Annotated in this window: 22 protein-coding genes and 2 tRNA genes; 10 read left to right on the top strand and 14 right to left on the bottom strand. The window is 71.7% G+C overall.

Features of this window, described 5'->3' with window-relative positions:
- Positions 1–36: 36 nt before the first annotated feature.
- From RFN52_RS14840 to RFN52_RS14825, 4 genes are all read left to right on the top strand, one after another.
- Complete coding sequence (locus RFN52_RS14840) at positions 37–1,158, top strand: SPFH domain-containing protein (protein WP_184846764.1); 1,122 nt, start codon at positions 37–39, stop codon at positions 1,156–1,158.
- Between the two features lie 101 nt (positions 1,159–1,259).
- The gene (locus RFN52_RS14835) at positions 1,260–1,865 is read left to right on the top strand and encodes a lytic polysaccharide monooxygenase auxiliary activity family 9 protein (RefSeq protein WP_184846762.1); all 606 of its coding nucleotides are present in this window, start codon (positions 1,260–1,262) and stop codon (positions 1,863–1,865) included.
- A 106-nt stretch (positions 1,866–1,971) separates the two neighbouring features.
- Complete coding sequence (locus RFN52_RS14830) at positions 1,972–2,436, top strand: DUF3592 domain-containing protein (protein WP_184846760.1); 465 nt, start codon at positions 1,972–1,974, stop codon at positions 2,434–2,436.
- Between the two features lie 40 nt (positions 2,437–2,476).
- Positions 2,477–4,141, top strand: coding sequence for a long-chain-fatty-acid--CoA ligase (locus RFN52_RS14825; RefSeq protein ID WP_184846758.1), 1,665 nt, complete (start codon positions 2,477–2,479; stop codon positions 4,139–4,141).
- Here RFN52_RS14825 and RFN52_RS14820 read toward each other — a convergent pair.
- The 6 genes from RFN52_RS14820 to ehuB all read right to left on the bottom strand — a co-directional run bounded on the left by RFN52_RS14820 (position 4,107) and on the right by ehuB (position 8,541).
- Positions 4,107–4,180 (bottom strand) — tRNA-Lys (locus RFN52_RS14820). The genes RFN52_RS14825 and RFN52_RS14820 overlap by 35 nt on opposite strands.
- Positions 4,181–4,485: 305 nt before the next feature.
- A complete protein-coding gene (locus RFN52_RS14815; RefSeq protein ID WP_184846756.1) occupies positions 4,486–5,244 on the bottom strand; it encodes an IclR family transcriptional regulator in 759 nt (252 codons plus the stop codon).
- Between the two features lie 208 nt (positions 5,245–5,452).
- Complete coding sequence (ehuA, locus tag RFN52_RS14810; RefSeq protein ID WP_184846754.1) at positions 5,453–6,250, bottom strand: ectoine/hydroxyectoine ABC transporter ATP-binding protein EhuA; 798 nt, start codon at positions 6,248–6,250, stop codon at positions 5,453–5,455.
- Positions 6,240–6,890, bottom strand: a complete 651-nt coding sequence (gene ehuD / locus RFN52_RS14805) for an ectoine/hydroxyectoine ABC transporter permease subunit EhuD (RefSeq protein ID WP_184846752.1) — start codon at positions 6,888–6,890, stop codon at positions 6,240–6,242. The genes ehuA and ehuD overlap by 11 nt, the downstream gene beginning before the upstream one ends.
- Positions 6,887–7,603, bottom strand: a complete 717-nt coding sequence (gene ehuC, locus RFN52_RS14800) for an ectoine/hydroxyectoine ABC transporter permease subunit EhuC (RefSeq protein ID WP_107455166.1) — start codon at positions 7,601–7,603, stop codon at positions 6,887–6,889. Before ehuC ends, ehuD begins: the two co-directional genes overlap by 4 nt.
- On the bottom strand, positions 7,600–8,541 hold the full coding sequence (gene ehuB / locus RFN52_RS14795; protein ID WP_373308479.1) for an ectoine/hydroxyectoine ABC transporter substrate-binding protein EhuB: 942 nt from the start codon (positions 8,539–8,541) through the stop codon (positions 7,600–7,602). Before ehuB ends, ehuC begins: the two co-directional genes overlap by 4 nt.
- Before the next feature lie 107 nt (positions 8,542–8,648).
- On the opposite strand from ehuB, the gene RFN52_RS14790 reads away from it, so the two are divergent.
- Positions 8,649–9,143 carry a DUF3830 family protein gene (locus RFN52_RS14790; protein ID WP_184846750.1) on the top strand — a complete coding sequence of 165 codons (495 nt, stop codon included), beginning with the start codon at positions 8,649–8,651 and terminating at the stop codon, positions 9,141–9,143.
- On the opposite strand, the gene RFN52_RS14785 is transcribed toward RFN52_RS14790, so the two are convergent.
- Complete coding sequence (locus tag RFN52_RS14785; protein WP_184846748.1) at positions 9,124–10,536, bottom strand: amidase; 1,413 nt, start codon at positions 10,534–10,536, stop codon at positions 9,124–9,126. The genes RFN52_RS14790 and RFN52_RS14785 overlap by 20 nt on opposite strands.
- 17 nt (positions 10,537–10,553) lie before the next feature.
- Complete coding sequence (locus tag RFN52_RS14780) at positions 10,554–11,501, bottom strand: D-2-hydroxyacid dehydrogenase (protein ID WP_184846746.1); 948 nt, start codon at positions 11,499–11,501, stop codon at positions 10,554–10,556.
- Positions 11,502–11,698: 197 nt separating this feature from the next.
- Between RFN52_RS14780 and RFN52_RS14775 the strand changes: the two genes are divergently transcribed.
- Positions 11,699–12,514, top strand: a complete 816-nt coding sequence (locus tag RFN52_RS14775; RefSeq protein ID WP_184846744.1) for a maleate cis-trans isomerase family protein — start codon at positions 11,699–11,701, stop codon at positions 12,512–12,514.
- Positions 12,511–13,242: a maleate cis-trans isomerase family protein gene (locus RFN52_RS14770; RefSeq protein WP_184846742.1), complete on the top strand. Its 732-nt coding sequence runs from the start codon at positions 12,511–12,513 to the stop codon at positions 13,240–13,242. The genes RFN52_RS14775 and RFN52_RS14770 overlap by 4 nt, the downstream gene beginning before the upstream one ends.
- Before the next feature lie 61 nt (positions 13,243–13,303).
- Here the strand turns inward: RFN52_RS14770 and RFN52_RS14765 are convergent, their stop codons facing one another.
- Both RFN52_RS14765 and RFN52_RS14760 read right to left on the bottom strand, forming a co-directional pair.
- Positions 13,304–13,567, bottom strand: a complete 264-nt coding sequence (locus tag RFN52_RS14765; RefSeq protein ID WP_184846740.1) for a hypothetical protein — start codon at positions 13,565–13,567, stop codon at positions 13,304–13,306.
- Positions 13,564–13,785: a hypothetical protein gene (locus RFN52_RS14760; protein ID WP_184846738.1), complete on the bottom strand. Its 222-nt coding sequence runs from the start codon at positions 13,783–13,785 to the stop codon at positions 13,564–13,566. Before RFN52_RS14760 ends, RFN52_RS14765 begins: the two co-directional genes overlap by 4 nt.
- Before the next feature lie 260 nt (positions 13,786–14,045).
- Between RFN52_RS14760 and RFN52_RS14755 the strand changes: the two genes are divergently transcribed.
- The gene (locus tag RFN52_RS14755) at positions 14,046–14,315 is read left to right on the top strand and encodes a hypothetical protein (protein WP_184846736.1); all 270 of its coding nucleotides are present in this window, start codon (positions 14,046–14,048) and stop codon (positions 14,313–14,315) included.
- A 91-nt stretch (positions 14,316–14,406) separates the two neighbouring features.
- Positions 14,407–15,525: an LLM class flavin-dependent oxidoreductase gene (locus RFN52_RS14750; protein WP_184846734.1), complete on the top strand. Its 1,119-nt coding sequence runs from the start codon at positions 14,407–14,409 to the stop codon at positions 15,523–15,525.
- Here the strand turns inward: RFN52_RS14750 and RFN52_RS14745 are convergent.
- Positions 15,495–17,360 carry a putative bifunctional diguanylate cyclase/phosphodiesterase gene (locus RFN52_RS14745; protein WP_184846732.1) on the bottom strand — a complete coding sequence of 622 codons (1,866 nt, stop codon included), beginning with the start codon at positions 17,358–17,360 and terminating at the stop codon, positions 15,495–15,497. The two genes, RFN52_RS14750 and RFN52_RS14745, sit on opposite strands and share 31 nt — an antisense overlap.
- Positions 17,361–17,667: 307 nt before the next feature.
- Between RFN52_RS14745 and RFN52_RS14740 the strand changes: the two genes are divergently transcribed.
- Positions 17,668–18,933: a M6 family metalloprotease domain-containing protein gene (locus tag RFN52_RS14740; RefSeq protein WP_184846730.1), complete on the top strand. Its 1,266-nt coding sequence runs from the start codon at positions 17,668–17,670 to the stop codon at positions 18,931–18,933.
- Between the two features lie 114 nt (positions 18,934–19,047).
- Here RFN52_RS14740 and RFN52_RS14735 read toward each other — a convergent pair.
- The 3 genes from RFN52_RS14735 to RFN52_RS14725 all read right to left on the bottom strand — a co-directional run bounded on the left by RFN52_RS14735 (position 19,048) and on the right by RFN52_RS14725 (position 20,198).
- Positions 19,048–19,121: transfer RNA gene (locus RFN52_RS14735), tRNA-Lys, on the bottom strand.
- Positions 19,112–19,705 (bottom strand): bifunctional DNA primase/polymerase, encoded by a 594-nt coding sequence (locus RFN52_RS14730; RefSeq protein WP_184846728.1) that lies wholly within the window; start codon positions 19,703–19,705, stop codon positions 19,112–19,114. The genes RFN52_RS14735 and RFN52_RS14730 overlap by 10 nt, the downstream gene beginning before the upstream one ends.
- Before the next feature lie 124 nt (positions 19,706–19,829).
- Positions 19,830–20,198 carry a DUF8844 domain-containing protein gene (locus RFN52_RS14725; protein WP_184846726.1) on the bottom strand — a complete coding sequence of 123 codons (369 nt, stop codon included), beginning with the start codon at positions 20,196–20,198 and terminating at the stop codon, positions 19,830–19,832.
- Between the last annotated feature and the right edge of the window lie 309 nt (positions 20,199–20,507).

Raw genomic sequence — 20,507 nt, 5'->3', positions numbered from 1 at the left:
GTTGTGACGCATCTGGCGCGGAGGCTGGAGGCACGCATGAGTACGACCACTTCCCACCCGTCCGAGCCCGACGGGCCGGCCGACGGACCGGCCCGGCCCGCCCGGCTGATCCAGAACGAGGCCACCACCGAGATCCCCGTCCACCTGCTGTTCCGCGACGACCCCGCCCCGGCGACGGTGCCGCTGAAACTGGCGGTCCTCGGCCGCGGGCAGGGCACGGAGGAGCAGCCGCGCGTGAGGCGCCCGGCCGTCGCCCCGAAACGCCCGGTGCCGCAGGTGGATCCCGACCTGGTGGAGCGGCCCGCGCGGGTGCTGCCCGGCGCGGCCGGTGTACTGGCCGGGGCGTGCGGGGCGGCGGGCTGTGTGGCCACCTCCTGGTGGGCCGGGGTGCTGCCGCCGCTGGCGGTGGAGGCGCTGCGGCTGCCCGCGATCGCCGGAGCCGGGTTCGGTCCCGTGCAGTGGGCGGCGTACGCGGGGGCGGGGGCGCTCGGGCTGTTCGGGCTGGGCGGGCTGGCCCGGGGCCGGACCGGGCGGGCCTGGGTGCTGGATCTGTTCGGTCGCTACCGGGGGACGGTCCGGCGTTCCGGCCTGCTGTGGGTCAACCCGCTGCTGCTGCGCCGCCGGGTGGACGTGCGGCTGCGGCACTGGCGCAGCGAGCCCGTGCCCGCGTCCGACGGGAGCGGAGTCGCGCTGCGGGTGGTCGTCCTGGTGGTGTGGCGGGTGCGGGACACCGCCCGGGCCATGCTGGGCGTCGAGGATCACGAGGCGTATCTGCGCGAGTGCGTCGAGGCGGCGCTGGCCCGGGTGCCGGTGGAGACGCCGGGCGGGCCGAGGGGGGCCGGGGACGCGGCGGGCGAGACGCTGACCCGGCTGGTGGCGACGGACGCGGCCCCGGTCGGCCTGGAGGTGTTCTCCGTGCAGCCGGTCCGTGTGGAGTACGCCCCCGAGGTCGCCGCCGCGATGCACCGCCGCCGGATGGCCGCGCTGGACGCCCAGCACCGGGCGAGTGTGCTCACCTCGGTCGTGGACTCGGTGGAGGACACGGTGACCCGGCTGACCGTGCGGGGTCTGGTCGAACTCGACGACTACGAGCGCAAGGCGCTGGTGAAGGACCTGACGGTGGCGTTCTGCGCCGGCCGGGGCGAAACAGCTCCGTGATTGGTATGGACATGTTCAACAACCGCCCATAATCTCGAACTTGGTCTAGACCTACATGCACAGCTCACCGAACTTCCCCCACGTTCTCCAGGAGCGGCAGCATGCGTACAAGGACCAAGTTGTCCGCAGCCGCGGTGGGACTGGCCACGACCGGAGCCCTCGTGCTCTCCTCCGGCGGCGCCAGCGGCCACGGCTACACCGACCTCCCCATCAGCCGGCAGAAGCTCTGCCAGAACGGCACCGTGACCAACTGCGGCTCGATCCAGTGGGAGCCGCAGAGCGTCGAGGGCCCGAAGGGCTTCCCGGCCTCCGGCCCGGCCGACGGGCAGATATGCAACGCGGGGCTCGGCCACTTCGGCCAGCTCAGCGCGCCGCGCACACCGTCCGGCGGAGCCTGGCCCGCCACGAAGGTGACGGGCGGCCAGAACTACACGTTCCGGTGGCAGTTCACCGCGATGCACGCCACGACCGACTTCAAGTACTACGTCACCAAGCCCGGCTGGAACCAGAACCACAACCTGGCCCGGTCCGACCTCAACCTCACTCCGTTCTTCACCGTGCCGTACAACGGGCAGCGCCCGCCGTCCACGCTCTCCCACAGCGGCAGGCTGCCGTCCGGGCTGAGCGGGCGTCACGTCATCGTGGCCGTCTGGACGATCGCCGACACGGCCAACGCGTTCTACGCCTGCTCGGACGTGACGTTCTGAGCCCTTCGGAACCTCTGAGCTTCTCTTGAGTCACCGGTGCGGCCGGTGTGGGTAAGTTCCTGCCACGCCGGCCGCTCGAAGGCCGCTCAGGGCCTCGGGGGAGCTCATGGAAATCTTGTTCTACATCGTGCCCGCGCTCATGATCGCGGTTGCTTCCTGTGCCGTGGTCGTGGTGATCCGCCGCTCGGTGCGGGTCAGCCGCGCCTGGAGCGGCGGCCTGACCGCCGAGGCCCGCTGTCTGCGGACATACACCACGACGAGTGGGGGCGGCGACAGCTCGGTGCGCACCACTCTGCACCACGTGTACGAGTTCACCACGCGCGACGGCCGCGGCGTCCGCTTCGAGGAGCATGGCGGGCCGGGGACGACCATCGAGGGCGACATCGTCACCGTGCACTACGCGGCGGACCGCCCGGAGCACGCCACGGCAAGGCCCCCGGCGCAGGGGAAGCTCGTCGCGGGCACGGGATGTCTGCTCGCCTTCCTCGGCACCTTCATCCTCTTCGCCGTCGGCTTCATGGTGGTGACGTACACGATGTTCTCCGCCGTGGGCGACTTCCCGGGTCCGTAGCCCTCCACATCTGACGGGCCGTCAACTACCGTGCGCGCCCATGGACTCCAGGGCGAGCACGGTCGCGGAACTGATCACCGCCCGGTGGGGCGACGACCGCCCCGGTCTGCGCTGGGAGGACCGGACCCTCACGCACCACGAGGTGGCGGCGGGCGCGGCATCCCGGGCCGCAGTCCTCACGGACCTCCTCCCACCGGCCGCCGAACCCCACCTCGCCGTGCTGCTCGACAACACCCCCGAGTTCCCGCTGTGGCTGGGCGCGGCGGCCCTGGCCGGGGCGGCCGTCGCCGGGGTCAACCCCACCCGGCGGGGCGCCGAACTGGCCCGCGACATCCTCCACACCGAGTGCCGCGTCCTGGTCACCGAGCGGGCCCACCTGCCGCTGCTGGAGGGCCTGGACCTGCGGGGCGTACGCCTGCTGGTGACGGACACGGCGGAGTACACCGGACTCCTCTCCCGCTACGCGGACGCCCGCCCGGACCCCTCACGCGCCACTCCGCGCGACCGCTTCCTGCTCTACTTCACCTCCGGCTCGACGGGCGCCCCCAAGGCCGCACTCTGCTCCCAGGGCCGCCTGGCGTCCGCCGGCCGCTCCCTCGCGGACCGGTTCTCCCTGTCCGCGGACGACGTCCACTACGTCTGCATGCCGATGTTCCACGGCAACGCGGTGATCGCCGACTGGGCACCCGCGCTGGTGACCGGTGCGACGGTGGCGCTGCGCCGCCGCTTCTCGGCGTCCGGGTTCCTGCCGGACGTACGCCGGTACGGGGCGACGTACTTCACGTACGTGGGCCGGGCGATCCAGTACGTCCTGGCCACCGGGCCGCGCCCCGACGACCACGACCACACGCTCCGGCTGGGCTTCGGCACGGAGGCCGGCGCGGTGGACGCGGCGGCCTTCGAGCGGCGGTTCGGGGTGCGGCTGGTGGAGGGGTACGGCTCGTCGGAGGGCGGGGCGGCCGTGCAGTGGTCGCCGGGAACCCCGACGGGCGCGGTGGGCCGCGCGGCACCCGGGCTGGTCGTCCTCGACCGGGAGACCGGCCAGGAGTGTCCGGCGGCCGTCTTCGACGAGGCGGGGCGACTGCTCAACGGGGACGAGGCGATCGGCGAACTGGTCAACCAGGGCCCCAGCCCCTTCGAGGGCTACTGGCGCAATCCGCGGGCGGAGGCGGAACGCAGAAAGGACGGCTGGTACTGGACGGGCGACCTCTTCTACCGCGACCCCGACGGCTACCTCTACTTCGCCGGCCGCACCGACGACCGCCTCCGCGTCGACGGGGAGAACCTGGCGGCCGCGATGATCGAGAACATCCTGGCCCGTTACGAGGGGGCGGAGGCGGTCTGCGTGTACGCGGTGCCGGACCCGGTCACCGGCGACCAGGTGATGGCGACGATCGCCGGCTCCTTCGACCCGGAGACCTTCGCCGGGTTCCTCGCCGCTCAGCCTGATCTCGGGACGAAGATGGCGCCGCGGTTCGTGCGGGTGGTGGAGCGGATGCCGGTGACGGCCACCAACAAGATCCGCCGGGCGGAGCTGCGCAAGGAGGGCCTTGGCTGCCCGGACCCGGTGTGGTGGCGGAGGCCGGGGGAGTGCACGTACCGCAGGCTGACCGACGCCGACCCCGGAAACGCTGAGGGGCCCCTCGCTCCCACGAGAGGCCCCTCATCCGTGCGCCGCCAGGGACTCGAACCCCGGACCCGCTGATTAAGAGTCAGCTGCTCTAACCAACTGAGCTAGCGGCGCATGACTCTCGCCTGCCGCCGGAATCGTGTTCCGCGGCGGGCGACGGAGAAAATACTACCCAATGCCGGGGGGTGCTCCGGACCACCCGGCTGGGTCGACGGCGTACGTGATCGGCGGAGCTAGGGCCTGTCGTTTGGATCAGGCCGCAGGAAACCGACGGTGCTGGTCGATGCCGGTGAGCGGGGTCCGGTGCGTGCAGCTGCAAGGCGAAGGAGGGAGCCGATGCGGAGCATCGGCGAGTGACGACAACGCGGCAGATGTGCGTGCCGGACCCCGCGTCTGCGGCGTGATCCAAACGACAGGCCCTAGATCGCCATGGAGAGCAGCACCGGTGCCGCGTTGCGGTTGAGGGCGTCCGCGGCCTGGCGCAGGCGGTGGGCGTGCTCGACCGGGAGGGACAGGGCCAGGCAGCCGACGGAGGAGCCGGCCGTGATCGGGACGGCCGCGCAGACCGTGCCGACCGCGTACTCCTGGAGGTCCAGGACGGGCACGGTCGGCGGCTGGGCCTCCAGGCGGGAGAGCAGCAGCCGGTCGCTGGTGATGGTGCGCGAGGTGAGGCGGGCCATCTTGTGCCGGGCGAGGTGGTCGCGGCGGCCGGCGTGGTCGAGCTGGGTGAGCAGGCTCTTGCCGATGGCGGTGGCGTGGGCCGAGGAGCGGAAGTCGACCCACTCGTTGACCTTGGGCGTGGCTGGGCTGTCGGCGTACTGGGTGATGCTGATCTCGCCGTCGACGTACCGGCTCATGTAGACGGCGGCGCCGACGGAGTCGCGCAGCCGGTCGAGGGTGCGCTGAAGCTTGTCGCGCAGGGCCTGCTCGCGGTGGTGGGCGGACCCGAGGCGGGCCAGGGTCTCGCCCGTGACGTACGCGCCGTCGGTGATCTGCTCGACGTACCCCTCGCGGCGCAGCATGCGCAGGAGCGCGGTCAGTCGCTCCGGTGCGATGCCGGTGTGGCGGGCTATCTCGGCGTCGGTGACACCGCTGGAACCGCGCGCCACCGTCTCCAGGACGCGCAGGGCTTCCTGGGCCGAGTGGTACGGGGTGGTCGGCTCGTGCTTCAGCGCCACGGTGGTCTCCCCCTGCGCTTGCTGTAGGGCCGTAATCCGGTCAGTGAACCTCTTCCAGGTTAACCGGCAATGGGCTTGCGAGGAGCGGGGGTTGACAAGATTCCCGGGGCCCCGGACTGGGGCAATGGCACTCTGGCATATGCCAGAAGCATGCCCCAGTCGCGGCCCCGTTGAGGGGTCGGGCGTTCCGCCTGTTCACCGGCCGTAGTCAGAGAACTGCGCTGAGGAACTCCCGTGTCCGGTCAAGCTCCGGGTCGCTGAAGATTTTCTCCGGCGGACCCGCCTCGATGATCCGGCCCGAATCGAACATCAGGACCTGGTCGGAGATGTCCCGGGCGAAATTCATCTCGTGGGTCACACAGAGCATCGTGATGTCCGTGGAGCGGGCGATGTCCCTGAGAACGTCGAGCACGCCCGCGACCAGCTCGGGGTCGAGCGCGGACGTCACCTCGTCCAGGAGCAGCACCTGCGGGCGCATCGCCAGGGCCCGGGCGATCGCCACCCGCTGCTGCTGGCCTCCGGAGAGCTGGGCCGGGTGCGCGTCGCACTTGTCGGCCAGGCCCACCATGTCCAGCAGGCCCTTGGCCCGCTCCACCGCCTCGTCCTTCGACATGCCGAGGACCGTGACCGGTGCCTCGGTGATGTTCCGCAGCACCGTCATGTTCGGGAACAGGTTGAACTGCTGGAAGACCATCCCGATCTTCTTGCGGACCTCGCGGACCTGCTTGTCGGAGGCGGGGAACAGCTGCTGCCCGTCGACCGTGATCGTGCCCTCGTCGGGCTTGAGCAGGGTCATCAGCAGCCGCAGGATCGTCGTCTTGCCCGATCCGGACGGCCCGATCAGGGTCACGTGCTTGCCGGCGTCGACCGAGAAGTCCAGGTGGTCCAGGACCGTGTTGCTCCCGAACCGCTTGGTGACCTGCTCAAGACGGATCAGCTCGCCGGTGCTCTGTGCGGGATTCTTCTCGGGGTTGGTCCCGGGATTGGGGAGAGTGTCAGTGGGCAAGGCGTCGCTCCAGGGCTCGCAGGGCAAGGGAGGCCAGGTAGGAAATGACGATGAAGGCCACGCCGATCACCGTCAGCGGCTCGGTGAACTGGAAGTGCTCCTGCGAGTACAGGCGCGCCTGGCCGAGCATCTCCAGCACCGTGATCGCCATGACCATCGGCGTGTCCTTGAGCATGGAGATGACGTAGTTTCCGAGCGCGGGGACGACCCGGCGCACGGCCTGCGGCAGGATCACCGCGGACCACGTCCGGTGCAGCGGCAGGTTCAGCGCCGTCGCCGCCTCCCACTGGCCGACCGGCACGGCCTCGATACCGGCCCGGTAGACCTGCATCGTGTACGTCGAGTAGTGCAGCCCGATCGCGAAGACGCCGGTGGTCAGCGCCGAGAAGGTCAGGCCCCACTCGGGCAGCACGTAGAAGAGGAAGAACAGCTGCACCAGCAGCGGGGTGTTGCGGACGAACTCCGTGACCACGCCGACCGGCCAGGTCACCCAGCGCGAGGGCACCCGCATCAGCAGCGCCCACACCAGGCCCAGCACGAACGAGATCAGCGAACCGAGGGCCAGGATCTGCACGGTGACCAGCAGACCGTCCCAGAGGTGCGGCATGAAGCCGCTGACTGCGCTCCAGTCCCACTTCATGCGACAGCACCTCCCACACCGGTGGTCTGCGGACGGTCCAGCTCCTGGTCGGGCGTGCTCCCGACCGGCTTGCCGGTGCCGGTCTTGAGCTTGCGCTCCAGGCCGCGCATGCCGCGGGTCAGTACGAAGGCGATCACGAAGTAGATCAGCAGCACGATCGTGTAGATCTCCGCGCTCTCCTGGAGCGCCAGACGCACCAGGTTGCCGCTGAACGCCAGGTCACCCATGCCCATGATCGACACCAGGGCGGTGCCCTTGAGCAGTTCGACCAGCAGGTTGGAGAACGGCGGGATCATCTCCGGCACCGCCTGCGGCAGCAGGATCAGCCGCAGCCGCTGCCAGGGCGTGAAGCTGAGCGCGATCCCGCCCTCCTTCTGCGCCGGATCCACCGCGTTCAGCGCGCCGCGCACGATCTCGGAGCCGTACGCCCCGTAGGTCAGGCCGAGTGCGAGGGTGCCCGCCCACAGCGGCACCAGCTGCCAGCCGAAGGCGACGGGCAGCACGAAGTACACCCAGAAGATCATCACCAGCGCCGACGTGCCGCGGAACACCTCGGTGTAGACGCCCGCGAGGAAGCGGACGATCCACAGCCGGTGGGTGCGCGCCACGCCGACGACGAAGGACACCGCGGCGCCCAGCAGGGCGCTGCAGACGAGCAGCTGGATCGTGACCCAGACGCCCTTGAGTACGAGTTCCCAGAGTCCCGAGGTCATCCGCCGCAGAGCTCCTTCGCGGTCAGATCCGTCATCTCGGCCTCGGTGAAACCGAACGGCTTGAGGATGCGGAGCAGTTCGCCGCTCTTCTTGAGCTTGCGCAGCTCCACGTTGAAGGCGTCGCGCAGGTTCGACTCGGTCGGCCGGAACGCGAAGGCGCCTCCGTCGACGTGCGGCTTGCCGCCGACGATCGGCTTGAACGGGTCGGTGGCCTCCGCCTTGGCGGACTTCTTCACCACCTCGCGCACGGTGAGCGCCGTACCGGCGAACACGTCCACACGCCCCGCCTCGACCGCGTTCAGTCCCGCGACCTGGTCCGGGACGATCAGGATCTCGCTCTCCTTGTACCCCGCCTCGACGGCGTACTGGATCTCGGCGTAGCCGGTCCCGGTGGCGAACTTCGCCTTCTTCTCGACGACGTCCTTGTAGCTGCGCAGCCCCTTGGGGTTGCCCTTGCGCACGATGAACGCGTCGAGCATCTGGTAGTCGGGGTCGGCGAAGATGACCTGCTCGCAGCGCTCGGGGTTCACGTACATCCCGGCGGCCACGACGTCGAACTGCTGGGAGTTCAGGCCCGGGATGAGCGAGCCGAACTCGGTCGGCACGGGCTGCACCCGGTCGACACCGAGCCGCTTGAAGATCACCTTGGCCAGTTCCGGCGCCTCACCGGTCAGTTCGCCGTTGGTGTCGATGAAGCCGAACGGGATCTCACCGGCGATGCCGAGGCGGACGACGCCCGCCGCCCGGAGCCGGCCGAGCAGGTCACCCCCCTTGACGTCCGACGCGGTGGCGACCCGGCTGCATCCGGCGGCGCCCAGCGCACCGAGCGCCGCCACCCCCGCGAGCAGCGACCGGCGTGCGGGCCCTGACGCGGGCCGGGATATGAGTCCGGGACTTCGCAGTGTGCTTCTGTGTGGGCTTCTCTGTGGTGGAGCCATGGGCGCGCGGCTACCCGACCGCATCCGAGTTATTCCGGTCTTTTCAAGCCCCCCACTTGCCCGATGCGCCCTTGACCCGAGCGGCGGCGGGCACTCCCATGGAGGGTATGGCTGATCGCTACATCGAAGTCTCGCTGGTCAAGCGCGACGTGACCTGCACGGCCAGGCTGCTGGACGACCGCGCGCCGATCACCTGCGCGGCCGTCTGGGATTCCCTTCCGCTGGCCGGGGACGTCTACCACGCGAAGTACGCACGCAACGAGATCTACGCCCTTTTCCCACCCTTCGCCCAAACCGAGCCGCCCCTGGAAAACCCGACCATCACCCCCATTCCCGGTGACCTGTGCTATTTCACCTTCGCCGGGGCGGAGTTGGGGACCAAGGCGTACGGCTACGACCGCGAGGTCCGCGCCGGCACCACGCTCGTCGACCTGGCCCTGTTCTACGAGCGCAACAACCTGCTGCTGAACGGCGATGTCGGCTGGGTCCCCGGCATCGTCTGGGGCCAGGTCGTCGACGGCCTGGAGACCATGGCCGAGGCGTGCAACGACCTGTGGAGGTCGGGAGCGGCGGGGGAGTCGCTCAGCTTCCGGAGGGCGTAGGCCGGCCGGCCGAGGCCGCCCCCGCCTCGTACAGCGCGTGAGCCGCCCGCAGCACCAGATCGTCCCGGTGCCGGGCGGCCACGAGCTGGAGTCCGATCGGCAGACCGTCCGCGTCGGCGCCGACCGGCACGCTCGCCGCGGGCTGCTGCGTCATGTTGAACGGGTAGGTGAACGGGGTCCAGCCCGTCCACCGCCGGTGGCCGGACCCCTTCGGCACCTCGGCGCCCGCCTCGAACGCCGTGAGCGGCAGGGTCGGTGTGACGAGCAGGTCGTAGGTGTCGTGGAACCGGCCCATCCGGCGCCCCAGGTCCATGCGGACGTCCACCGCGGCCAGATAGTCCAGCGCCGAGTAGCGGGCACCCCGCGCGCAGATCTCCCGCAGGCCCGGGTCGAGCAACTCCCGCTGGTGCGGGCCCAGATGCTGGGTCACCCGGGCCGCCCCGCTGAACCACAGGGTGTGGAAGGCCTCCACCGGGTCGGTCAGGTCCGGGTCGGTCTCCGTGACGTACGCGCCGAGCTCCGCCAGCCGTTCCACCGCCCGCCGCACCGCCCGCGCGACCGCCGGCCGTACCGCCACCTGCCCGCCCAGCGACGGTGAGTACGCCACCCGCAGCCCGTGCACCCCGCCCGTCAGACCGTCGGTGTACGGACCGGCCGGGGCGGACAGTGCCGACCAGTCGCGCGAGTCCGGATGCCCGATCACGTCCATCAGCAGTGCCGCGTCGGCCGCGTCCCGGGTCATCGGCCCGACGTGCGCCAGCGTGCCGAACGCGCTCGCCGGGTAGAGCGGCACGCGCCCGTAGGTCGGCTTCAGCGCGAAGATCCCGCAGAACGACGCCGGGATGCGGACGCTGCCGCCGCCGTCCGTGCCCAGCGACAGCGGCCCCGCGCCCAGCGCCACGGCCGCCGCACTGCCGCCGCTCGATCCGCCGGCCGTGCGCGAGGGATCCCACGGGTTGCGCGTCACACCGCTGAGCGGCGAGTCCGTCACGCCCTTCCAGCCGTACTCGGGAGTCGTCGTCTTGCCGAGGAAGACCGCCCCGTGCTCCCGCAGCCGGGCCACGGAAGGGGCGTCCTCGTCCCAGCGCCCGGCCGCCGGGTCCACGGCCTTCGAGCCGCGCAGGGTCGGCGCGCCGCGCTGCAGCAGGATGTCCTTGACGGTGACCGGCACCCCGTCGAGCAGCCCGCGTGGCTCACCACGCCGCCATCGCTCCTCCGACCCCCGGGCCCGCTCCAGCGCCTCCTCGGCGGTCAGCCGGACGAAGGCGTTCACCTCCGGCTGGATCGCCTCGGCCCGCTCCAGCGCCGCCCGCGTCACCTCCACAGGACTCCACTCGCCCTTGCGGTACCCGTCGAGAAGCCGTACGGCGGTCAGGTCGGTGAGCTCGGTCATTCACCCTCCAGGGAACGTCAGTGACCAGGTACGTACCCACGCTGCTTGTCGACCACGTTCTTCAGCGGCTCCCCGGCCACCCATTGTTCGAACAGCTCCACGAACTGCGCTCCGAGTTCGTCGCGCCAGCCGATGGTGTCGCCGCTCATGTGCGGGGACACGATCAGGTCCGGCGCCTGCCACAACGGGCTGTCGGAGGGCAGGGGTTCGGCCTCGAAGACGTCCAGGGCGGCGCCCGCGATCCAGCGCTTGGCCAGGGCCTCGGCGAGCGCGTCCTCGACGACGAGCTGGCCGCGGCCGATGTTGACGAACCGGGCCGACGGCTGCATCAGGCCGAAGCGGCGGGCGTCGAACATCCCCTGCGTCTCGTCCGTGAGCGGCGCCGCCGCGATCACCCAGTCGGCGCGGGCCAGCAGCCGGTCCAGGTCCTCCGGGCCGTGCACGCCGGAGCGCGCCGAGCGGCCCACGAGCGCGGTCGTGATGCCCAGCGCCCCCAGCGTGTGCGCGATCGCCCGGCCGATCGGACCGGAGCCGACCACGACGGCCCTGGTTCCGGCGATCTTGTGCGACTCGCGGTGCCGCCAGGTCCGTTCCCGCTGGAGTTCCAGCGTCCGCGGCAGATCCTTGGCCATCGCCAGCACGAGCGCGGCGACGTACTCGGCGATCGGCTGGTCGAAGATGCCGCGTGCGTTCGTCACCACCGTGTCCGAAGCGGCGAGTTCCGGACACATCAGATGGTCCACACCGGCGCTGGCCGTATGCACCCAGCGTGGCCGCGGGCCCTCTCCCGGCCAGGCGTCCCGCACGGCGCGCGAGGTGAAGTCCCACACCAGGAGTACATCCGCACGCGGGAGGTGCGCGGCGAGCCCCGTCGCGTCGGTGTGCTCGATACGGGCGTGACCGGTGAGGCGGCCGAGGCGGGGGAGGGGTTCGGCGTCCAGGACGAGAAGCGTGGGGGTGGGCATGAGCAGCCGTTTCTCCAGCCGTTCGGCGGGGCCGGCCGGCCCCGGGGCGCCGGTCGGTGACGACGAGTTAACCCGGTGTTGACCAAGGAGTGATCCGGGCGGATTGACCACGCTCGCACCCGAACCTACCGTCGTCAACACGGGCGTTCCCACGATCCGTTGCACACTAGTTGCCCAGCGTGAGGCCGGTGCCTGCCATGGACGTCTCATTTCTCGGCGGGCCCAGCCCGCAGCGCGGGGTCGGCGTCGTCGCCCCCTTCGACTTCGCACTCGACCGCGAGCTGTGGCGCTGGGTGCCGGACGAGGTCTCCCTCCATGTGACCCGCACACCGTTCGTGCCGGTCGAGGTGAGTCTCGACCTGGCCCGCCTGGTCAGCGAGCACGAGACGCTCGGCGAGGCGGTCCGCACGCTCACCGCGATCGCCCCCGAGGTCGTGGCCTACGCCTGCACCTCCGGCAGCTTCGTCGGCGGCATGATGGGCGAGCGGGCGATGTGCGAGGCGATGAGCCGGGCCGGTGCCGTACCGGCGATCACCACCTCCGGCGCGCTGCTGGAGGCCCTCGTCGAGCTGGACGTACGCCGGGTGGCGCTGGTGACCCCGTACACGGTCTCGGTGACGCAGTCGCTGGAGGCCTACGTCGCCCAGGCCGGCGTCACGATCTCCGGCTGCGCCTTCATGGGGCTGACCCGGCACATCTGGAAGGTCCCCTACCGCGAGGTGGTGGACATGGCGCGGCAGGCCGTCCGCGACGACGCAGACGCGCTGTTCATCAGCTGCACCAACCTGCCCACGTACGACGTGATCCCCCAGCTGGAGGCCGAGCTGCGCATCCCGGTGATCTCGGCCAACCAAGTGACGATGTGGGCGGCACTGCGCCGACTGGGTACCCGTGCGGTGGGGCCGTACCAAGCGCTGATCAATCCGGCGGCGCGTTCCGGTCCCGCAGCGCCGGGGGCGGACCCCGGTCCCGTACTGCCGGAAGAAGAGCAGCAGCAGGAAGGCTGGACATGACAGCACTGGGATTTCTCTACCCGGGCCACTCCGCCGAGGACGACTATCCGCGCATCGAGCAGTTGCTGGGCAGCGACATCCGGGTGGACCTGGTGCACACCGACATCGGTGAGGACGCGCACCGGGTGGACGCGCTGCTGGAGATGGGCTCCGCCGGCCGGCTCGCGGCGGGCGTCCAGGAGCTGCGGCACGCCGGTGCGGACGCCGTGGTGTGGGCCTGCACGAGCGGCAGCTTCGTCTACGGCTGGGACGGCGCGCAGGAGCAGGTCCGCGCCCTGGCGCAGACGGCCGGCATGCCGGCGTCGTCCACGTCCTTCGCGTTCGCGCACGCGGTGCGGGAGCTGGGGGCGCGCAGGGTCGCGATCGGAGCGACGTACCCGGAGGACGTGGCGCAGCTCTTCGCCGAGTTCCTGCGCGCGGCCGGCGTGGAGGTCGTGTCGGTCAACAGCTCCGGCATCATCACGGCCGCCGAGGTCGGCACGTGGGGCGAGGCCGAACTCCTCGCTCTCGCCCGGAACTCCGACCACCCCGATGCCGAGGCCCTCCTCCTGCCCGACACGGCCCTGCACACGGCGGCCCACATCCCGGCCCTGGAGAAGGAACTCGGCAAGCCGATCCTCACCGCCAACCAGGTCACGGTCTGGGAGGGCCTGCGCCTGGCGGACCGCCGGGTGAACGCGCCGGAACTGGGGGCGCTGTTCACGAGGGAGCCGATCGTCCAGGCGTGAGCCGCGAGACCTGCTCCTCGCCGCCCGCGGCACCTGTCGCGGGCGGCGGAGGGACCGCGGTTCAGGCTCTCCGTTCCGGCGGCGGGGGCGGGGGATGCGGCGGTGGCGGGGCGGGGGGCCGCTCCCGGCGGCGGCGGGTGAGGACCGAGGGGAACGCGAAGCCGACGGCTCCGCCGGTGGCGGCCCCGACCGACAGGGCCAGCAGGAAGTCCCAGCCGGCACCTGAGTCGAGCAGCTCCTGCGGCCCGGCGACCACGGCTCCGAAGAAGCCCGCCGCGCCGGCGCCACGCAGGCGGTCGCGCAGGCCGGTCCTGTGCCTGTTCATGGACGTTCGCTCCTCGTGTGCCGCCACCGGAGCAGACGCAGCGCGACGTACGCGACGAGGGCGACGGTGAAGAGCGCGGAGGCTGCCAGTCGGACTGCCGTCCAGGCGAGTCCCCTCGGGTCCCAGACTGCTTCGGCCAGGTTCATGCCGACGGCCACCGCGAACGCAGCCTTGAGGAAGCCGGCCGCTCGCGCCACCCGGTACGCACCAGTGGTCATGAAGTCCGAGTGCCCCGGCGCGGTCGAGGAAAGGTGCCGTGCCCTCGAACACGCCTTCCATGGGGGCCGGAATCGGTCCTACCCCTTCTTCGGGGCAGACTGGGGCAAAGCCTCTCCGACTCCCCACCCTAAGCTGAGGAATGCTCAACTCCGCCGCATCGCACGGCCCTTGGGTTGACCGAAAGCGCGTTCCCCTTCAGCTGTCCATCCCGTGCACACTGACCACGTCCGCAGCCAGTCGTGCCGTGAAGGACTCCCCGATGGCCGAACCGGGCCCGTTCAGATCCCCCGCAAGCGCTGTCCAGCTGTCCGGGCGCCTGCTGTGCTGGTGCCTGGCCGCGGCCATGGCCTCCGCCGCCGTGGACGCGCTCCTTCATCCCGCGCCCGGGTGGTGGGGTGCCGTGTGGCTCCTGCCCTGGTGGCTCGCCTGCGCGACCGCCCTCGCCTGGGCCGTCCTGCGGGCCCGCGAGAAGGCCGACCGGCCACCCCCGCAGGGTGGCGCCCGGAGCGACTGGGAGCAGGCCGCCTGACGGTCCCGGCGCATGGCCGGGAATAACCGGAGACTGTCCCCTGTTAGAGCCGGAACGACAGCACACGGCCCACAGCAGGAGGCACCCCACCGTGGCGGCAGACAACACACGCGGCGCGGCAGACGAGATACGCGGCGCGGCACAGGGCGGCGCCCCCGTCCCCCTCTCCGTACTGGACCTGGTCACCGTGGGGGCCGGCCGCACAGCCTCCGACGCCCTGCGCACCAGCGTCGACCTGGCCCGCCTCGCGGAGCGCCGCGGCTTCCACCGCTACTGGGTCGCCGAGCACCACTCCATGCCGGGCGTCGCGTCGTCGTCCCCGGCCGTGATCCTGGCCCACCTCGCCGCCCACACCGACCGCATCCGGCTCGGCTCGGGTGGTGTGATGCTGCCCAACCACGCCCCGCTCGTGATCGCCGAGCAGTTCGGGACGCTGGAGGCCATGGCCCCGGGCCGGATCGACCTGGGCCTCGGCCGGGCCCCCGGCACGGACGGCGCCACGGCCGCCGCCCTGCGCCGCACGGAACGGCTGAACGAGGGCGCCGACGACTTCCCGCAGCAGCTCGCCGAGCTGACCCGCTTCCTCGACGACGACTTCCCCGACGGGCACCCCTACCGCCGCATCCACGCCGTACCGGGCCCCGTCCAGGCCACGTCCCCCGGCGGTGTCCAGTCCCCGCACCGCCCGCCGCTCTGGCTGCTCGGCTCCTCCGGCTTCAGCGCCCGCCTCGCCGGGACCCTGGGGCTGCCCTTCGCCTTCGCCCACCACTTCTCCGCGCAGAACACCGTCCCGGCCCTGGACCTGTACCGGGAGTCCTTCCGGCCGTCCGCCGTGCTCGACGAGCCCTACGCCCTCATCGGCGTCTCCGCGCTCGCCGCCGACGAGGAGAAGGAGGCCCGCCGGCAGGTGCTGGCCGCCGCCCTCAGCATGGTCCGGCTGCGCACCGGCCGCCCCGGCCTCGTGCCCAGCCCGGAGGAGGCGGAGACCTACGAGTTCAGCCCCATGGAGCGCGACTTCGTCGACTCCTGGAACGCCAACGTCGTCCACGGCACCCCCGACGAGGTCCGCTCGGGCCTCGACGACCTCGCCAAGCGCACCGGCGCCGACGAGCTGATGATCACGGCCAACGCGCACGGCGGTGACGTCCGGCTCCGCTCCTACGAACTCATCGCCGACGCCTACGGGTTGCCGACGCCCGCCTCCGCCTGAACGCCGGGCGTGCCCAGCAGCTCGGAGATGCGGTCCGGCGGCACCGGACGGGAGTAGAGCCAGCCCTGTCCGGTGTCGCAGCCGATGCTGCGCAGCCGGGTCGCCTGGGCCGAGGTCTCCACGCACTCGGCCGTGACGGTCAGCCCGAGCCGGTGCGCCAGCTGGATCATCGCCTCGACGACCACCTCGTCGGCCGGGTTGGCACGGGCGGTCGCCTCCCGGTCGTCGTACTGGAAGCCGCGCACGAACGATCCGTCCAGCTTCAGCACCGACACCGGCAGCCGGCTCAGGTACGCGAGGTTCGAGTAGCCGGTGCCGAAGTCGTCGATGGCGATGCGCACACCCATGTCGCTGAGCGCCTTCAGGGTCTGCAACGGGCGGCCCGCCGAGCCCATCACCGCCGACTCGGTCAGCTCCAGCTGGAGCAGATGCGGTGCCAGGCCCGTCCCGGCCAGGGTCTCCGCGACATCCGCCACCAGGTCGGAGTCCCACACCTGACGTACCGCCACGTTCACGCTGACGAAGATCGGCGGCTCGTCGGGGTGGTCGAGCTGCCAGCGGCGGGCCTGCTCACAGGCCGTGCGCAGCACCCAGCGGCCCAGCGGGACGATCGAACCGTCCTCCTCCGCCAGTCCGATGAACCGATTCGGCGTCAGGATGCCGAACTGCGGGTGGTTCCAGCGGATGAGCGCCTCGACGCCGTGCAGCCGGTCGTCCTCCATGCCGACCAGCGGCTGGTACTCCAGCCGGAACTCGCCCCGCTCGATGGCCGGCCGGAGCGTGGAGGCGAGGGCCTGGCGCGTCATGCGGTGCGCGTTGCGCTCCGGGTCGAACAGGGTCCAGCGGGCCTTGCCGTCGGTCTTCGCCCAGTACAGCGTCGTGTCCGCCGCCTGCATCAGCGCGGTGGGGGTGGTGCCGGCCGCGTGCCGTTCCACGACGCCGATCGACGCCGAGACCGACAGCCGCCGGCCGTCGATGTCGAACGGGTCCTGGATCGCCCGCAGCGCCGACTCGGCCAGCTCGGCCAGCTGTTCGGTGCCCGTGGAGTCCTCGACGAGCAGCGCGAACTCGTCCCCGCCGAGCCGGGCGACCAGCGGGCTGCTGGTGCGTGAGTGGCCGGCCTCGTCCGCGCAGCGCGTGAGGCGCTCGGCGACGGCGGCCAGCAGCCGGTCGCCGACGCGGTGGCCGAGGGTGTCGTTGATGGCCTTGAAACCGTCCAGGTCCAGGTAGCACAGCCCGATCCGGCCCGTGCCGCTCTGCTCGTAGGACTCCGCCTCCAGCGCGGCCGACAGCCGCTCGAAGAACAGGGTGCGGTTGGGCAGGCGGGTCACCGGGTCGTGCATCTGCAAGTGCCGCAGCCGGGCCTGGAGTTCCCGGCGGGCACTGATGTCGGCGACGGACAGCAGCACGCCGTCGTCCTCGGCGGCCAGCGGTGCGACCGTCACCTGCACCCACAGCGAGCGCCCGTCGGGGTGCTTGAGCCGGCGCGTGCAGCGCAGCCGGGACTGCCGTCCGCGCAGCACCTCGCGGTAGGCGTGCCAGGTACGGGCGTCGGAGGTGAGGTCGACCAGGTCGGCGGCGACCGCCCCGGCGAGCCCGTCCGGGCTGCCGCCGAGCAGCGCGGCGAGCGAGTCGTTGGCGCTGACGACCGTGCCCTCGCGGTCCACGACGGCCATGGCGAGCGGGGCGGCCGTGAAGACGGAGCGGTAGGGCAGCCCGGACGGCGGCCCGGTACGGGGAGACGTATCGATCTCACTCTCTGTGACGACCGGCCGGTCCAGGTCTGCCGCGGGCGCCGGCCCTTCGGAGGTTCCGCTCACCGCTCGCTCCCGCATGTATTCGATCTCTGTCCGTGCAGGAAAAGTCAGGAAAGTGTGCCGATCATAGAGGCTGGCCCGAGGGCCTTCCAGCCGGTGTCCAGTCTTCCCGGCCAATCGGCCCTTCTGCCAGATCGTTTCTGCATGCGCCTGGACGCCTTCTTCAGGCCGCCGACCAGTTGTGACGTTCTGTGAGTGCTTCGGGGGTGTCGACTTCCGCGATTTTTCGCCCCCTTCACCCGACCGGTGCAGGCAAACAGGACGCAGTACGACAAATCATCACAGGCTGGGTGCGGTGTCCCGCGATCCGCACCCGGAGGTACCCGTGCCGCGTCCGTTTCCGCGCGCCCGACTGCGCAGCACCGCGGCCGTGTTCACCACCATGTCGGCGCTCGCGGCCACCTCCCTCGGCGTCGGCCCCTCCGCCGCCGAGTCCGACTCGGCCGCGCCCTGCGCCCTGACCCGGACCGACGCCCACCACTCGGAGGGCCTGGACACCTGGAACGCCGCCTATCCGCGCCCGGCCCGGTCCCTGGACGCGGTGATGGTCTTCCTGTCCTTCCCGGACGTCCACCCGCTGACCACACCACAGGAGCTGACCGCCGACCACTTCCCGGCGACCACCCGCTTCTTCGAACGTGCTTCCTACGGCCGTTTCACCCTGCGCCCGCACTCGCTGCGGCACTGGATCCAGATGCCGCAGCCGTCCACCACGTACGACATACGGCGCGACTGGAGCCCCGGGCGCCGGGCCGCCTATCTGCGCGATGCCCTGTCCGTGGCCGACCCGCAGGTGGACTTCTCGCGCTATGACGTCGTGTACTTCGTCGCCGATCCGGACGCTCCCGGCGTGGACTCCGACGCCACCAAGGTGGTGAACCTGACGAGCCCGCTGCGGGCGGACGGCGCCGACCTGCGCCGGATCGTCACGGTGTTCGAACAGCACCCGCCGGACCGGCTCGTCCTCGCCCACGAGACCGGGCACGTGTTCGACCTGCCCGACCTGTACCACCGGCCCGTGGACGGCAAGGGCGACTGGGACACGCACGTCGGCGACTGGGACCTGATGGGCAGCCAGTTCGGACTCGCCCCGGACCTCTTCGCCTGGCACAAGTGGAAGCTGGGCTGGCTGGATCCGCGGCAGGTGCGGTGCGTGCAGGACGCCGGGCCCGCCCGGCTGACCCTGGAGCCGCTGGCGGCGGGGCCGGGGGTGCAGACGAGGGGGACCGCGGGGGCTCCGGCCTTCGGTCTCGGGCGGGGCACCAAGCTCGCCGTGGTGCGGACCGGGCCCGACAGTGTGCTCGCCTTCGAGGCGCGCGGGCCGGTGGGCAACGACGTGGCGGCATGCCGGCAGGGGGTGCTCGTGTACCGGGTGCGGGGCGGGGCGCAGTCCGGGGGCGGCCCCATCGAGGTGATCGACGCCCATCCGCGCACGGACGCGTGCTGGGAGGACTCCGTCTACCCGCCCCTGGCCGACGCGCCGATCGCCATCGGGGAGAGCTTCACGGTGCCGGGGGAGGACGTACGGGTGAAGGTGGAGGGGCGCACGGCTTCGGGGGCGTGGACGGTGAAGATCGCAGTGGGGCGCTGACGGGATCCGGGGCGCGGGGTCTGGGGGCGCGGGTTCCGGGCCACGGGTCCCGGGGCACGGGACCCGGGGCACGCGAAAGGCCCCTCGCTCTCGCGAGGGGCCTTTCACCGTCTGTGCGCCGCCAGGGACTCGAACCCCGGACCCGCTGATTAAGAGTCAGCTGCTCTAACCAACTGAGCTAGCGGCGCCTGCTGACGTCGTAGACCTTAGCATCCTGGTCGGCGGGAGGAAAAATCGAAATCCGCACCGCTGAGCGGGCCGCCCGGACGGCCGCCCAGAGCAGTACCTCGGGGCCGGGGAGCCAGGGCTGACGGGTGTCGGGGGCGACGAGCCAGCGGGAAGCGGAGCGGGTGGGGGAGGTGCTCTCCGACGGCGCCGGGACGGTCACGGCGTCGCCGGTGCCGTGGCACAGCAGCGGCGGCACCGCGCCCGTGCGGTTGGTCTCCCGGCCGTCCCGCGCGCCCCACTCCTCCCACTCCAGCAGGGCGGGGAGCCGCTGCGCCGTCCCCGGGGCGGCGAACAGCAGGATCCGCCCGCGGAACTCCGCGACCGGGCCCGAGCCCGGGCCGTCGTCCCACAGCCGGTCGAGCATCCGCCGGCCGAACATCGAGGGCGCGCTGACGACGTCGAAGACCGCCCCGCAGGGCAGCACGACCGGTGCGTCCGGCCGCTCCTCCCAGAGGGCGAGCGTGCTTCGCGGATACGTTCCTGCCGAGGCGAGCCAGGCGGTCCCGTCCGGGGTGACTTCGGAGGCGTTCCATGCGCTGCTCATGGCATCCAGGTCTACCCGCCGTGAGCGCCCGGTTCCCGAGGGTTGCGGGAAATCGGGACAGGAGGGGGTGGGAGGGAGTATCTTGCCCGCCTGGCATATGCCAGGTGATCGGGAAGGGCTTGTTCTACGCGGTCTCGCCGGGCCCCCGGCCCTCGGCGCCGCCACGCATCAGATCCCGCCCGAACTCGACCATCTTCCTGGCGTAGTCCTCGGTCCACTCGGCCCGCTCGGCGATGTCCGCCGTCGTCAGCCGGTCGAACCTCCGCGGGTCGGCGAGCTGTGCCGCGGCCATCGCCTGGAACTCCACCGCCCGGTCCGCCGCGGCCCGGAACGCCAGCGTCAGCTCCGTCGCCCGGGCCAGCAGGGCCCGGGGGTCGTCGATCGACTCGAGGTCGAAGAAGTGCTCAGGGTCGGAGGCCGCCTCCGCGGGCTCGAAGAGCAGGGGCGCGGGGCGTAGCCGCGGTTCGTTCCGACGCGGCGTGGGCTCCGCCATGTCTTCTCCTCCTCGTACGTCGCGCTGGCCCTCCCCCGCGGGCGGGGGACTCCCAGGTGGAGTGGGCCACCGTCCATTGTCTCGCGGGCGCGCAAGTGGGCATCGCGGTAGTGGGTACGGCCGCCCCACCACCCGGTGTTCGCAACGGCTGCGGGAGGCGCCGTGTTCCGGCCAGATCACGGCGAGTCGGGTGAGAGGGCCTGGCTGGTGGCTGGTGGCTGGTGGCTGGTGGCGTCACAGTCGCCAGGTCACGCGGTGTTCGGCCAGGTGTGCGAGCACCGCGTGGTTCGCTTCCCAGCCGTCCGGGCT

It is taken from the genome of Streptomyces collinus (assembly GCF_031348265.1).
In the GTDB taxonomy this organism is placed as follows: domain Bacteria; phylum Actinomycetota; class Actinomycetes; order Streptomycetales; family Streptomycetaceae; genus Streptomyces; species Streptomyces collinus.
The sequence above is the reverse complement of the archived record's forward strand: the minus strand, read 5'-3'. Positions and strand labels throughout refer to the sequence as shown.